Source organism: Pseudomonas sp. S1_G07 (genome assembly GCF_054668565.1).
In genome coordinates this window covers 1,481,179-1,495,806 of record NZ_CP162778.1, presented here as the reverse complement: position 1 = coordinate 1,495,806, position 14,628 = coordinate 1,481,179, and the positions used below count along the sequence as shown (strand labels likewise).

Annotated in this window: 12 protein-coding genes and 1 pseudogene; 12 read left to right on the top strand and 1 reads right to left on the bottom strand. The window is 61.8% G+C overall.

From position 1 onward, the window contains the following. Positions 1 to 111: 111 nt before the first annotated feature. The 7 genes from hslV (at position 112) to AB4O05_RS06835 (ending at position 7,804) form a co-directional block, all read left to right on the top strand. Positions 112 to 642: an ATP-dependent protease subunit HslV gene (hslV, locus tag AB4O05_RS06865; RefSeq protein ID WP_010563201.1), complete on the top strand. Its 531-nt coding sequence runs from the start codon at positions 112 to 114 to the stop codon at positions 640 to 642. A gap of 36 nt (positions 643 to 678) precedes the next feature. Then, on the top strand, positions 679 to 2,016 hold the full coding sequence (gene hslU / locus AB4O05_RS06860; RefSeq protein ID WP_460132049.1) for an ATP-dependent protease ATPase subunit HslU: 1,338 nt from the start codon (positions 679 to 681) through the stop codon (positions 2,014 to 2,016). A gap of 80 nt (positions 2,017 to 2,096) precedes the next feature. Further along, positions 2,097 to 2,474: a gamma-butyrobetaine hydroxylase family protein gene (locus AB4O05_RS06855; RefSeq protein ID WP_460132052.1), complete on the top strand. Its 378-nt coding sequence runs from the start codon at positions 2,097 to 2,099 to the stop codon at positions 2,472 to 2,474. A 249-nt stretch (positions 2,475 to 2,723) separates the two neighbouring features. Next, positions 2,724 to 4,403, top strand: a complete 1,680-nt coding sequence (gene phaC / locus AB4O05_RS06850) for a class II poly(R)-hydroxyalkanoic acid synthase (RefSeq protein ID WP_460132053.1) — start codon at positions 2,724 to 2,726, stop codon at positions 4,401 to 4,403. Positions 4,404 to 4,537: 134 nt separating this feature from the next. Next, positions 4,538 to 5,383: a poly(3-hydroxyalkanoate) depolymerase gene (gene phaZ, locus AB4O05_RS06845; protein ID WP_460132054.1), complete on the top strand. Its 846-nt coding sequence runs from the start codon at positions 4,538 to 4,540 to the stop codon at positions 5,381 to 5,383. Positions 5,384 to 5,473: 90 nt separating this feature from the next. After that, entirely contained in the window at positions 5,474 to 7,156 is a 1,683-nt protein-coding gene (gene phaC, locus AB4O05_RS06840) for a class II poly(R)-hydroxyalkanoic acid synthase (RefSeq protein WP_460132056.1), read from the top strand. 27 nt (positions 7,157 to 7,183) lie between these two features. Beyond that, positions 7,184 to 7,804, top strand: a complete 621-nt coding sequence (locus AB4O05_RS06835) for a TetR/AcrR family transcriptional regulator (protein WP_460132058.1) — start codon at positions 7,184 to 7,186, stop codon at positions 7,802 to 7,804. 7 nt (positions 7,805 to 7,811) lie between these two features. Here the strand turns inward: AB4O05_RS06835 and AB4O05_RS06830 are convergent, their stop codons facing one another. Then, positions 7,812 to 8,501: a response regulator transcription factor gene (locus tag AB4O05_RS06830; RefSeq protein ID WP_460132059.1), complete on the bottom strand. Its 690-nt coding sequence runs from the start codon at positions 8,499 to 8,501 to the stop codon at positions 7,812 to 7,814. A 334-nt stretch (positions 8,502 to 8,835) separates the two neighbouring features. Here AB4O05_RS06830 and AB4O05_RS06825 point away from each other — a divergent pair, with 334 nt between their 5' ends. The 5 genes and pseudogenes from AB4O05_RS06825 (at position 8,836) to AB4O05_RS06805 (ending at position 14,625) form a co-directional block, all read left to right on the top strand. Continuing rightward, a complete protein-coding gene (locus AB4O05_RS06825) occupies positions 8,836 to 9,414 on the top strand; it encodes a fimbrial protein (RefSeq protein ID WP_460132060.1) in 579 nt (192 codons plus the stop codon). A gap of 33 nt (positions 9,415 to 9,447) precedes the next feature. After that, entirely contained in the window at positions 9,448 to 10,221 is a 774-nt protein-coding gene (locus AB4O05_RS06820; protein ID WP_460137648.1) for a fimbrial biogenesis chaperone, read from the top strand. A 4-nt stretch (positions 10,222 to 10,225) separates the two neighbouring features. After that, positions 10,226 to 10,980 (top strand): annotated as a pseudogene (locus AB4O05_RS06815) (fimbrial biogenesis chaperone). A 148-nt stretch (positions 10,981 to 11,128) separates the two neighbouring features. Further along, positions 11,129 to 13,681 (top strand): fimbria/pilus outer membrane usher protein, encoded by a 2,553-nt coding sequence (locus AB4O05_RS06810; RefSeq protein ID WP_460132063.1) that lies wholly within the window; start codon positions 11,129 to 11,131, stop codon positions 13,679 to 13,681. Continuing rightward, positions 13,678 to 14,625: a fimbrial protein gene (locus AB4O05_RS06805; protein ID WP_460132064.1), complete on the top strand. Its 948-nt coding sequence runs from the start codon at positions 13,678 to 13,680 to the stop codon at positions 14,623 to 14,625. The genes AB4O05_RS06810 and AB4O05_RS06805 overlap by 4 nt, the downstream gene beginning before the upstream one ends. Positions 14,626 to 14,628: the final 3 nt, after the last annotated feature.

Sequence of the window (14,628 nt, the reverse complement as noted above, 5' to 3'; positions counted from 1 at the left end):
CAGGTACACACCACTCGTCCGTACACCGACCGTATGGTTGAAATCCCCCCCGCCACCCCCATATGAGTTTCCATCAGGGCATTTTCGCCCCGCTGCGTGGAGACTCTCCCCTTGACCACCATCGTTTCAGTACGTCGCCACGGCAAAGTCGTCATGGGTGGCGACGGCCAGGTTTCCCTGGGTAATACCGTGATGAAAGGCAACGCCAAAAAAGTGCGTCGCCTGTACCACGGCCAGGTGCTCGCAGGCTTTGCCGGCGCCACCGCCGACGCCTTCACCCTCTTCGAGCGTTTTGAAGGCCAGCTGGAAAAACACCAGGGCCACCTCGTACGCGCCGCAGTCGAACTCGCCAAAGAATGGCGCACCGACCGCTCCCTCAGCCGTCTGGAAGCCATGCTGGCCGTGGCCAACAAAGACGCGTCCCTGATCATCACCGGCAACGGCGATGTGGTTGAGCCTGAACATGGCCTGATCGCCATGGGTTCCGGCGGTGGTTATGCCCAGGCGGCGGCCAGCGCGCTGCTGAAGAAAACCGACCTGTCGGCCCGGGAAATCGTCGAGACCGCATTGGGTATCGCTGGCGATATCTGCGTGTTTACCAACCACAACTTCACCATTGAGGAGCAGGACCTCGCTGAATAAGCCACTGCTTATTCCCGCTTGAGGCCGCCAAACACTATGTCCATGACTCCCCGCGAAATCGTCCATGAACTCAACCGCCATATCATCGGCCAGGACGATGCCAAGCGCGCCGTTGCCATTGCCCTGCGTAACCGCTGGCGCCGGATGCAACTGCCCGAAGAACTGCGCGTTGAAGTAACGCCCAAGAACATCCTGATGATCGGCCCGACCGGTGTCGGTAAAACCGAAATCGCCCGGCGCCTGGCCAAGCTGGCCAATGCACCGTTCATCAAGGTCGAAGCGACCAAGTTCACCGAAGTCGGCTATGTGGGCCGTGACGTCGAGTCGATCATCCGTGATCTGGCCGATGCTGCCCTGAAGATGCTGCGCGAGCAGGAAGTGACCAAGGTCAGCCATCGCGCCGAAGACGCCGCCGAAGAACGCATCCTCGATGCCCTGCTGCCACCGGCGCGCATGGGCTTTAACGAAGACGCCTCACCGTCGTCCGATTCCAACACCCGCCAGCTGTTCCGCAAGCGCCTGCGCGAAGGCCAGCTGGATGACAAGGAAATCGAGATCGAAGTCGCCGAGGTCGCAGGCATCGACATCTCCGCGCCGCCTGGCATGGAAGAAATGACCAGCCAGTTGCAGAACCTGTTCGCCAACATGGGCAAGGGCAAAAAGAAAAGCCGCAAGCTCAAGGTCAAGGAAGCGCTGAAACTGGTGCGCGACGAAGAAGCCGGGCGCCTGGTGAATGAGGAGGAGCTCAAGGCCAAGGCCCTCGAAGCGGTCGAACAACATGGCATCGTGTTTATCGATGAGATCGACAAAGTTGCCAAACGCGGTAACTCCGGCGGTGTCGACGTCTCGCGCGAAGGTGTACAGCGCGACCTGTTGCCGTTGATCGAAGGGTGCACCGTCAACACCAAACTGGGCATGGTCAAGACCGACCACATCCTGTTCATCGCCTCCGGTGCGTTCCACCTGAGCAAGCCAAGCGACCTGGTGCCGGAGCTGCAAGGCCGCCTGCCGATTCGTGTGGAACTCAAGGCGCTGACTCCAGGCGACTTCGAGCGCATCCTCAGCGAACCGCACGCCTCGCTCACCGAGCAATACCGCGAGCTGCTGAAAACCGAAGGCTTGGGCATCGAGTTCCAGCCGGACGGTATCAAGCGCCTGGCGGAGATCGCCTGGCAGGTCAACGAAAAGACCGAAAACATCGGCGCCCGTCGCCTGCACACCTTGCTTGAGCGCCTGCTGGAGGAAGTGTCCTTCAGCGCCGGCGACATGGCCGGTTCGCAGAATGGCGAAGCGATCAAGATCGACGCCGACTACGTCAACCGCCACTTGGGCGAATTGGCGCAGAACGAAGACCTGTCGCGATACATTCTGTAAGCCGCAAGCTGTAAGCTACAAGCCGCAAGCTGAACACACTCAACTTGCGGCTTGTAGCTTACAGCCCAAGGTGTCTCCCAATGCCAAAATTCCCCACCGCTGTTAATTTGCACAAAACCTCCAACACCCTCGGCCTCACCTATGGTCCCGACGAGGTTTACCAGTTGCCCGCCGAACTGCTGCGCGTGCACTCGCCTTCCGCCGAGGTGCAGGGCCACGGCAAACCCATCCTGCAATTCGGCAAACTCAACGTTCGCTTGACCCGTATCGAACCGGCCGGTCAGTACGCACTGAAATTGACCTTCGACGACGGCCATGACAGCGGACTGTTCACCTGGGACTACCTCTACCAACTGGCCGTGCGTCAGGACGCGCTGTGGGCCGATTATCTCGCCGAGCTCAAGGCCGCCGGCAAAACCCGCGATCCGAATGCGTCGGTCGTGCGGCTGATGCTCTAGCCCAGGCGTCTTGCTCTTTAGAGGGCATTTTCTAATTTCATTTGCTTGAATGCCCTGTCGCGTGGCCAACGATTGGCCCGCTTGCGAAAAAAATTAAACTCGGGTAACCAATGGAACTGGCAAGTTCCCTGCATTTGACGATGCGGTATCAACGGTCACCCGAGTCGCAGTACCAGGCTTGTGTTGTGTATCTAAACTTGGTCCACAGCGGTACCCGGTACTCGTCTTCCGGACAATGGAGCGTCGTAGATGAGTAACAAGAACAACGATGACTTGAAACGCCAGGCCTCGGAAAACACCCTGGGGCTGAACCCGATCATCGCGTTACGCAAAAAGGATTTACTGGCCTCGGCCAAGATGGTGCTGACCCAAGCCATCAAGCAACCGTTGCACAGCGTCAAGCACGTCGCACATTTTGGCATCGAGTTGAAAAATGTGATGTTCGGCAAATCCGCGTTGACGCCGGAAAGCGACGACCGTCGCTTCCACGACCCGGCCTGGAGCCAGAACCCGCTCTATAAACGTTACCTGCAAACCTACCTGGCGTGGCGCAAGGAGCTGCACGACTGGATCGGCGACAGCAACCTGTCGGAGCAGGACATCAGCCGCGGCCACTTCGTGATCAACCTGATGACCGAAGCCATGGCCCCCACCAACAGCGCGGCCAACCCGGCGGCGGTGAAGCGCTTTTTTGAGACCGGCGGCAAAAGCCTGCTCGACGGTCTGTCCCATCTGGCCAAGGACATGGTGCACAACGGCGGTATGCCGAGCCAGGTCAATATGGACGCCTTTGAAGTCGGCAAGTCCCTGGGCACCACAGAAGGCGCAGTGGTGTTTCGCAATGACGTGCTGGAGCTGATCCAGTACAAACCGATCACCGAGCAGGTGCACGAACGCCCGCTGCTGGTAGTACCGCCGCAGATCAACAAATTCTATGTGTTCGACCTGAGCCCGGATAAGAGCCTGGCGCGCTTCTGCCTGCGCAATGGCCAACAGACGTTTATCATCAGTTGGCGCAACCCGACCAAGGCCCAGCGTGAGTGGGGCCTGTCGACCTATATCGAGGCGCTCAAGGAAGCGGTCGACGTGGTCACGGCGATCACCGGCAGCAAAGACGTCAACATGCTCGGCGCCTGCTCCGGCGGCATCACCTGCACCGCGCTGCTCGGCCACTACGCGGCGCTGGGCGAAAAGAAGGTCAACGCCCTGACCCTGCTGGTAAGCGTACTGGACACCACCCTGGACACCCAGGTGGCGCTGTTTGTGGATGAGCAAACCCTGGAAGCGGCCAAGCGCCATTCCTACCAGGCCGGCGTGCTGGAAGGCCGTGACATGGCCAAGGTATTTGCCTGGATGCGCCCCAACGACCTGATCTGGAACTACTGGGTCAATAACTACCTGCTGGGCAACGAGCCGCCGGTGTTCGACATCCTGTTCTGGAACAACGACACCACACGTTTACCGGCCGCTTTCCACGGCGACCTGATCGAGCTGTTCAAGAACAACCCGCTGGTACGCGCCAACGCCCTGGAAGTGTGCGGCACCCCCATCGACCTCAAGCAGGTCACCGCCGACATCTACTCCCTGGCCGGCACCAATGACCACATCACACCGTGGCAGTCGTGCTACAAATCGGCGCAGTTGTTTGGCGGCAAGGTGGAGTTCGTGCTGTCCAGCAGCGGGCATATCCAGAGCATCCTCAACCCGCCCGGCAACCCCAAGGCGCGCTACCAGACCAGCGACAGCCTGGCGGGCAAGCCGCTGGAATGGCAGGAAAATGCGACCAAGCACACCGACTCCTGGTGGCTGCACTGGCAGGCCTGGCAGGCGGAACGGGCGGGGAAGTTGAAGAAGGCTCCGACAGTATTAGGCAACAAGACGTACGCTGCAGCCGAAGCGGCGCCGGGTACCTATGTGCATGAACGCTAGTCCTGTAGGAGCGAGCTTGCTCGCGAAAGGCTCAAGATCAACACGGGACATCAGCTATCCCGCGTTATCGTTGACGACCTTCGCGAGCAAGCTTGCTCCTACAGGGATTGAAGCACCTATCGAAGGGCTCCCCCATGCCGCAACCGTTCATCTTTCGCACCATCGACCTGGATGGCCAGACCATTCGCACGGCGGTACGCCCGGGCAAGCCACACTTGACGCCACTGCTGATCTTCAACGGCATCGGCGCCAACCTTGAGCTGGTGTTTCCGTTCGTCCAGGCCCTGGACCCGGACCTGGAAGTGATCGCCTTCGACGTGCCTGGCGTGGGTGGCTCTTCGACGCCCAAGCGGCCCTATCGCTTTCCCGGCCTGGCCAAGCTCACCGCGCGCATGCTCGATTACCTCGACTATGGCCAGGTGAATGCGGTGGGTGTGTCCTGGGGCGGGGCGCTGGCGCAACAGTTCGCCTACGACTACCCGGAGCGCTGCAAAAAGCTGATCCTGGCGGCGACCGCCGCCGGCGCCTTTATGGTGCCGGGCAAGCCAAAGGTGTTGTGGCTGATGGCGAGCCCCCGCCGCTACATCCAACCGTCCCACGTGGTGCGCATCGCGCCGATGATTTATGGCGGCTCGTTCCGCCGCGATTCCAAGCTGGCCGCCGAACATGCGAGCAAAGTGCGTTCGGCCGGCAAGCTGGGCTACTACTGGCAGCTGTTCGCCGGCGTGGGCTGGACCAGCATCCACTGGCTGCACAAGATCCGCCAGCCCACCCTGGTACTGGCCGGGGACGACGACCCGCTGATCCCGCTGATCAACATGCGCATGCTCGCCTGGCGCATTCCCAACGCACAGTTGCACATCATCGATGACGGCCACCTGTTCCTGATTACCCGGGCCGAGGCCGTTGCCCCGATCATCATGAAGTTTCTCGAGGAAGAGCGCCTGCGCGCCGTGATTCATCCACGACCGGCAGTGTAAGGACCACACCGCCGCGCAACTTGCCAGGAACCGACTATGGTTCTGAATTGGCGTGCCTGTTGATCGCTTGTGACGAAGGAGTGTTGGCTCATGCGAGAAAGACCCGTGACGAACCCGGCGCCCACCCCGGCCGCGTTCATCAATGCGCAAAATGCGATCACCGGCCTGCGTGGCCGGGATCTGCTGTCCACGCTGCGCAGCGTCGCCGTTCATGGCCTGCGCAACCCTGTGCATACCGCCCGTCACGCCCTGGCCCTCGGCGGCCAACTCGGCCGTGTGCTGCTCGGCGAAACCGTGCACGAGCCCAACCCGCGCGATAGCCGCTTCGTCGACCCGACCTGGACACTCAATCCGTTCTACCGACGCAGCCTGCAAGCCTACTTGAGCTGGCAGAAGCAGACCCGCCAGTGGATCGACGATAGCGCGCTGAATGACGATGACCGGGCCCGCGCGCACTTCGCGTTTGCCCTGCTCAACGATGCGGTGTCCCCGTCAAATACCCTGCTCAACCCGCTGGCGGTCAAGGAACTGCTCAATTCCGGCGGCAACAGTGTCGTGCGTGGCGTGAGTAACCTGTTCGAGGACTTGCTGCACAACAACGGCCTGCCGCGCCAGGTCAGCAAGCACGCGTTCGAAGTGGGCAAGACCGTCGCCACCACCCCGGGCGCGGTGGTGTTTCGCAATGAACTGCTGGAGCTGATCCAGTACAAGCCGATGAGCGAAAAGCAGTACGCCAAACCGCTGCTGATCGTGCCGCCGCAGATCAACAAGTACTACATCTTCGACCTGAGCCCGGCCAACAGTTTTGTGCAATACACCCTCAAGAATGGCCTGCAGACCTTTATGGTCAGTTGGCGCAACCCGGATGTGCGCCACCGCGAATGGGGGCTATCCACCTATGTGGCGGCGCTGGAAGAAGCACTCAACGTCTGCCGGGCGATCACTGGCGCCCGCGAGGTCAACCTGATGGGCGCCTGCGCCGGCGGCCTGACCATCGCCGCCCTGCAAGGCCACCTGCAAGCCAAGCGCCAGCTGCGCCGCATCTCCAGCGCCAGCTACCTGGTGAGCCTGCTGGACAGCCAGATCGACAGCCCCGCCACGCTGTTCGCCGACGAGCAGACCCTGGAAGCCGCCAAGCGCCGCTCCTACCAGCAAGGCGTGCTGGACGGCCGCGACATGGCCAAGGTGTTCGCCTGGATGCGCCCCAACGACCTGATCTGGAACTACTGGATCAACAACTACCTGCTGGGCAAGGAACCGCCGGCGTTCGACATCCTGTACTGGAACAACGACAACACGCGCCTGCCCGCCGCGCTGCATGGCGACCTGCTGGACTTCTTCAAGCACAACCCGCTGAGCCATCCCGGCGGCCTGGAGGTGTGCGGCACGCCTATCGACCTGCAGAAGGTCACCGTGGACAGCTTCAGCGTGGCCGGGATCAACGACCACATCACACCGTGGGATGCGGTGTATCGCTCCACGCAACTGCTGGGCGGCGAGCGGCGTTTCGTGCTGTCCAACAGCGGGCATATCCAGAGCATCCTCAACCCGCCGGGCAACCCCAAGGCCAACTACGTCGAAAACCCCAAGCTGAGCAGCGACCCGCGCGCCTGGTACTACGACGCCAGCCACATCGAAGGCAGCTGGTGGCCGCAGTGGCTGGCATGGATCCAGCAACGCTCGGGCGCGCAACGCGAAACCCTGACCGCCCTGGGCAACCAGAATTACCCACCGATGGAAGCGGCGCCGGGCACCTATGTGCGCGTGCGCTGAGCTCAACGATCACATTAAGAAGACTGGATGAAGACCCGCGACCGTATCCTTGAATGTGCCCTGCAGTTGTTCAACCACAAGGGCGAGCCGAACGTGTCGACCATGGAGGTGGCCAATGAAATGGGGATCAGCCCCGGCAACCTCTACTACCACTTCCATGGCAAGGAGCCCCTGGTGCTCGGGCTGTTCGAGCGCTTTCAAAACGAGCTGGCACCGCTGCTCGACCCGCCGCCGGATGCGCAGCTGGAGGCCCAGGATTACTGGCTGTTCCTGCACCTGATCGTGGAGCGCATGGCCCATTACCGGTTCTTGTTCCAGGACCTGTCGAACCTGGCCGGGCGTCTGCCGAAGCTGGCCAAAGGCATTCGCAGCCTGCTCACGGCGCTCAAGCGCACCCTCGCGTCGTTACTGGCCCGGCTCCAGGCGGCAGGGCAATTGGTCAGTGATACCCAAGCGCTCGGGCAGTTGGTGGAGCAGATCACCATGACCCTGCTGTTCTCCCTGGACTATCAACGGATTCTCGACCGCCGAGGCGAGGTGCAGGTGGTGGTGTACCAGATCATGATGCTGGTGGCGCCCCACCTGTTGCCGCCGGCACGGCAGGCGACACAACGTTTGGCGCTGCGTTATCTGGACGATCGACTTTAACCGGCACTCATGCCGGCTTACCGAACTGCTGAGTGAACTTGAACAGTTCACTGTCACTGGTAATACCGAGCTTTCGATACGCCGATTGTTTTTGCGTGCTGATGGTACTTGCACTGCGCGAGAACTTGGCCGCAATCGAACTGACGGACATGCCATCGAGAAAACAGCGCAACACTTCCTGCTCTTTGGGAGTCAGGCAGGCACTCAATTGCACAGGCTCCGAGAAGTCCAGATCGTTATGCGCAAACTCAAGCACTGACTGCATGCCCTGCAAGGCGGGCATCATAGTGGGCTGCAGATAAATACGGCCCTGGGCAACGGTTCGAATGGCCGTGACCAGATCAGCCAGATTCTGGGTTTTGCCCAGGATGCCCCAACATCCGGCCTTCAACGACAATGAGACGGTGGCTGGCGTGTAGTGCGACGACACCACCAACGGCCTGCAACTGACGAAACGCCTGTGCAAGGCACTGATCAGGCTGAGGCCATCAATGTCCGACGGTGCCAGGGCGAAGTCCATGACCACCACATCCGCGCGTCGCCGAGAAAGCGCCTCCAGCAGTTGCTGGCCCGTTCCGAAGGAACCGATCACCTCGATATCCGATTCTTTGCTCAGGCTCAGCTCAATGCCTTGCCGAACCATTTCATGGTCATCCAGCAACATGACGGTATACGCAGTGGAAATTGAAGTACGCATAGAAGCCCCACACAGGTCAATGCAGCACTGCACACATTCGGTGAGCCCGGTATAGCTCAGCGACCTATAGGGATCAATACAAGGACGCACTAATTGGTGCTCTTGCTTACAGTAAGTACTGAAGGAAAATTCCTAGTAAATGACTGATATACAGAAATACAACCTCAAAAAAAACAAACAAAACAACAGGATTTCGAACAATCACGAAGAGCAACTCGTGGGTTCTCTATAGAGCGGATTCACCTTTTGATACAAATTATCTGCACCGCCACTTGAGGGAAACCCGAGTTCATTAATCAGGCGGAACACTCCTTATCTGACGACTGGACTTACGATGAACCTCACTGCTCTCTCCACTCTTGCGGCCGCACTCGCCTTTACCGCCGCGACCTCGCCAACCGCGCACGCCACAGACGGCGTTATTCATTTCAACGGCCTGGTGTCCGACGTGACGTGCACAGTCGAAAGCGCCGCATCGGGCACTGGCGCAGTGGTCAAGAACGTCAACCTGGGCGGCGTCAGCGCCTCACGCCTGGCCACGGCGGGCAGCCGCTCCAACCTTACCGGTTTCACCGTTCGCATTGGCGCACCGGGTGAGGCCAGTTGCACCAACGGGCGCACCGCCATGATCGCCTTTGACCCGACCAGCCCGGCCATCGACGTCGCCAGCGGGCGCTTGAACATCGACGGTCATGACGACCCCGACGACATCACCAACGCCAAGAACGTGCAGGTGGAAGTCACCCGCCGCGACGGTACGGCCATCAACGTCTACAGCGAAAAATCCGAAGGTGTGGTGATTGTCGACAACCAGGCCGTCATCCCCCTGGCGGCCCAGTTGTATGCCAGCGGCGCCGCCACCGAAGGCGCGGTCAAGACCCGCGTCGGCTTTATGGTCGAGTACGCCGAGTAGCTCGTCGCACAAGGTTCGAAGAGATCGCACATGATGAACATCCTCACCCCCCTTGCGCTCGCCTGCTATGTATTGGCAGGCACCTCGCTGTGGGTGCCCCCCGTCCAGGCCGGCGTAATTGTCCACGGCACACGAGTCATCTACCCGGCCGAACAGCAGGAGGTCGTGGTGCGCCTGGAGAATAAGGGAAACCGCCCGACGCTGGTACAAACCTGGCTGGATACGGGCGATCGACACTCGACGCCAGCGACCGCACACTCGCCGTTCACGCTGTCGCCGCCGCTGTTCCGTATCGAGCCCAGCCAGCAACAGGCACTGCGCCTGCGCTATTCCGGCGAGCCGCTGCCCACCGATCGCGAAAGCCTGTTCTGGCTGAACGTGCTGGAAGTGCCGCCGCTGTCCGCGCAGGCCGCGCAGAACAACCAGATCCAATTGTCGTTCCGCACGCGCTTGCGGGTGTTCCTGCGGCCGTCGTCGCTGCCTTACCCGGTGGCGGGCGCGGCGGCAAAACTGCAGTGGCAGCTGGTGGCCCATGAGCAGGGGTTCGCCCTGCAAGCCACCAACCCTACGCCGTACCATATTTCCCTCGCATCGGTGGATTTGGTCAGCGCAGGCAAGCGCTTCAGCAAGGCGCCGAACCAGGCGGCCAACGACAGCCTGTTGCGGCCGGCCGGCGATGTAAAACGCTTTGTCTTGCCCCAGTTGCGCAAACATCCAAGCCATGCGGTGAGGGTCGAGTTCACCACCGTCAGCGACTTTGGCGCCCGCGTACAGCACTCGGTCGACCTGGCCTCCACTGGCGAATAACCCTATGCATGCCATTTCTGTTTTCCACGCACTGCTGCTTTGCACGCTGTTGAGCCCCACCACGGTGCAAGCCAGCGTGGTCATCAACGGCACGCGGGTGATTTACCCGCAAGAGGCCAACGAGGTGACGGTCAGGCTGGAAAGCAACAATGAGGCGCCGGTGCTGGTCCAGGCGTGGCTGGACAATGGCGACGAACATTCAACGCCAGACCTGGCGGGCATCCCTTTGTCGCCACGCCGCCGATTTTCCGCATGGAACCCGGCAAGCAGCAGGTGGTGCGCCTGGCCTATACCGGCGAAACCTTGCCATCGACGCAGGAAAGCCTGTTCTGGTTCAACCTGCTGGAGGTGCCTGCGCAATCCCATGGCGCCCAGCAGGGCAACCAGTTGCAGCTCGCCTTTCGCTCGCGCATCAAGCTGTTTTTTCGCCCGCATGCCCTGCCATATGCCGTCGACGCAGCCCCTGGAAAGCTGCAATGGCGCCGCGTATCCACCGCGCAGGGCCAGGCCCTGGAAGTCTATAACCCGACGCCCTATCACGTGACGTTCGAACAGATCGATGTGCAGGCCTCGGGGCAACGCCATACCCGCGCCCCCGGGGCAACCGGCGCCGAGAACATGGTGGTGCCTGGCGGCCACAATCGCTTTGCGCTGCCGACGCTCATGCCGCCATCGGACGACGCAGCGATCACCATCGAGTTCCAGACGCTCGACGATTTTGGCGTAAAGGTCCCCCACAGCGCCGAGGCCTGGCCATGACGGGCCTTGCGACATAGCCGGCAACTGGCGCCATCGCCTGTGCAAGCAGGCGGCCCACTGCATCACACACCTTCGGTTCAAGCCCATCCATGCGGGCAGGGGCTCCCCATGCCGAAATTTGCATCGCAATTGTTTGGGTACATTGAACATGAGTTTGAAGACAGTCTCGGTAAGACACCGTCGCTTGAAGCGCTCGGTGCGCGGCCTGTTACTGGTGGGGAGTGCCCATGCCATGGGCTGCCACGCTGCCGAGCAGGTCGAATTCAACCCGGCGTTTTTTCCAGACGGCGCAGTGGGCCTGCAGGTGGACGTCTCACGCTTCAATAGCGGCAATGTCGTGCTGCCCGGCAGCTATCGCGCCGAGGTCTACCTCAACGGCCAGTGGATAGGGCGCGAGACCTTGCCATTCGCAGCGGTAGAGGGCCAGAAGTCGGCACAGGTTTGCCTGGCGCATGACGCGCTGCTGAGGTTTGGCATCACCGCGACAACACCTTCCTCCGATTGCGCCGACATCGCCACGGACCTGCCCGGCGCCAGCAGCCACTTTGACCCTGGAGAAGGCCGCCTGGACCTGCAAGTGCCGCACATTTACCTGGCGCGCCAGCCGAGAGGCTATGTCGACCCGCAACACTGGGACAGCGGCATCGATGCCGCCTTTGTGCGCTATAACCTCAACACCTTTGCCACGCGCTCGGGCGGTCGCTCCTTGGGTTCCAGCTACCTGGGCCTGAACACAGGCCTCAACCTGGGCGACTGGCACTGGCGCCACAACGGCAACTACACCCGCACCCGCCTGGCCTCGGGTTATCAACGCAGCGCCACGTATGTGCAGCGCGAAGTCGGCCCACTGCAGGCCCAACTGATGGTGGGCGAAATCTACACCCCCGGCGCATTGTTCGACAGCGTGCGCCTGCGCGGTGCCAGCCTGTTCAGCGATGACCGCATGCTGCCTGACTCGCAGAGCGGTTTTGCCCCGGTGGTACGCGGCGTGGCCGAGACCAACGCACGAGTCAGCGTGCGGCAACGCGGCGTGTTGCTGGACGAGGTATCGGTAGCGCCCGGCCCGTTCGTCCTCGACGATTTGTTTGCCACCGGATATGGCGGCGACCTCGATGTCACGATTACCGAGGCCGACGGCCGGGTCCGCACGTTCGTCGTGCCGTTCGCCGCCAATACCCACCTGCTGCGACCCGGCCATTACCAGTACGCCATCAGCCTTGGCCAACTGGATGAAGTCGGCCTGCGCCACGCACCGACGCTGCTGCAGGCAACCTTCCAGCAGGGCCTGAACAACCTGCTGACCGGCTACACCGGTATGGTGCTGGCCGACGACTACCACTCGCAGTTGCTCGGCGCGGCTTTCAATACCCCTCTCGGCGCGCTGTCGTTCGACCTGACCCACTCCGTTGCGCAACTGCCGGGCCAGGGCTCGCGTGAAGGGCAAAGCGTGCAACTGCGCTACAGCAAGAACTTCGCCGATACCGGCACCCACTTTGCACTGGGCGCGTACCGGTACTCCACCGCAGGCTTCCTCGACATGGGCGATGCCGCACGCATTCGCGGCCTCGCCATCGACGGTTTGAAGGGCGAAAGCGTCTCGCGCCTGCGCGACAGGATGGACCTGAGCCTCAACCAAAGCCTGGGCAACGGCTCGGTGTACCTGACCGGCTCCGCGCAACACTACTGGAACCGCAGCGATGGCAACCTGACGTTCACCAGCGGTTACAGCGGCAGCTGGAAGCGCCTGCACTACACCGTCAGCGTACAGCGCAGCCGCGACTTGCTGAGTGAGCGGGTCGACAAGCAAGTGGACTTGACCCTGAGCCTGCCACTGGGCGGCGGCGCACGCGCACCGAGCCTGACCACCACGCTCTACCGTGGTGACCACAACAGCGGTGAGCGCATCAGCTTGGGTGGCAGCAATGGCGAGCGTGGCGAACTCAGCTATGCCGTGAGTGCCAGCGGAGCCGGCGGCCGCAGCGCCACCAGTGCCGACGTGAAATACCAGACAGGTCATGGGGTACTGTCCGCCGGCTATGGCCAAAGCGATGCATACCGTTCGACCTCCGTCGGCATGACGGGCGGGATTGTCGCCCACCCGGGCGGCGTGACCTTTGCCCCGGAGCTGGGCGATACCCTGGGCATCGTTCAGGTACCGGACGCGGTGGGCGCGCGCATCAACGGCAACCACAGTGCCCGGATCGGCCAGAGCGGCTTCGCCGTGGTGCCTCATCTCACACCCTACCGCCAGAACGTCGTCGAACTCGACCCCAAGGACCTGTCCGTCGACGTGGAACTCAAGAGCGCTTCGCAGAACGTGGCGCCACGCGCCGGTGCGGTGGTGAAGCTGCAGTTCGAGACCGTCAGCGGCCAGGCGTTGCTGATCACGGCGGTGCGCGAGGATGGCAGCCCGCTGCCGTTCGGTTCGGATGTGTTCGACGAAGACGGTGCCAGCGTGGGGGTGGTCGGCCAGGGTGGCAAGGCCTTTGTGCGCGTGTCTCGCCCCCACGGGCAACTGACGGTCAGGTGGGGCGCCCACACTGAAACCCTGTGCCGGTTGACCTACGGCACGGGCCAGCAGCCCGCTCTCCCTGCTCCACAGCGCCTGCGGCACCTGCACGCCGGCACATGCGCGCCCGGTAACGCCACGGCCGCTCGGCCCGTCGTGACCGACCCACTCTTTTCCCGAGGCTCATCATGAAGCATTCGATCATACGCCTGTCGACACTGCTGGGCCTTGGCCTGCCACTCGCCGCTCATGCGGAGTGCGACAGATACCCCATGGCCACCACCCATACCCTCACCCTTGCGGCGACAATCACCGTGCCCGACAGCCTGCCCGTGGGCAGCGTGATCACCCGACAGCCGTTCAGCGGCACGGGGCCCAGCCTCCTCATCTATTGCCCGACCGTCACCCAGGCCACGATCATTGGAAAATACCCGGACATCAAAGACCCGGCCACCCTGGCCTATCACACCGAGGTCCCGGGCATTGGCATTCGCATTTTCATCAAGGACGCCCGGGGCCTGACCAATCCCTATGGAATACACAGTCAAAGTGCGCTCTCGGCGCCCGGCATATGGCCGACGCTCACCAACGCAGAGGCCGCGTTCTACAAAATCGGACCAGTCACAACCGGAGTTATAAAGAGCGGAGACATCTTCAGATCAACGTGGCATACGGAGCCGAACATGCTGCTACGGCTCGGCAACGCGGTTCGCTTCGTCAGGCCTGCTGCCACCTGCGATCTGGCGGCCGGTGACGTCAACCGCACGATCACGCTTGACCCCGTCAAGGTGAGCACCTTCCAAACCGCCACATTCGCAGGTGCGCGCCACTTCGAGCTGAGTGCGAACTGCAGCGATGCAACCAATGTGACCTTCAGCTTTTCCGGCAGCCCTGCGCCCGGCAATACCGCGCTTTTCGCCAACACCGGCACTGCCAGCGGCGTGGCGCTGTGGCTGTACTCACGCATCAATGGGGTTAACCAGACCATTCCCGCCAATGGCACCGGCCACACGCGCACGCTGAAGGTCTCCGGCAATCGTGCGGTATTGCCGCTCGGCGCGGCCTATCACAAGAACGGCACGGTCAGCCAAGGCACGCTCGCCAGCACGGCCACCGTCACCCTCACCTACAACTGAACG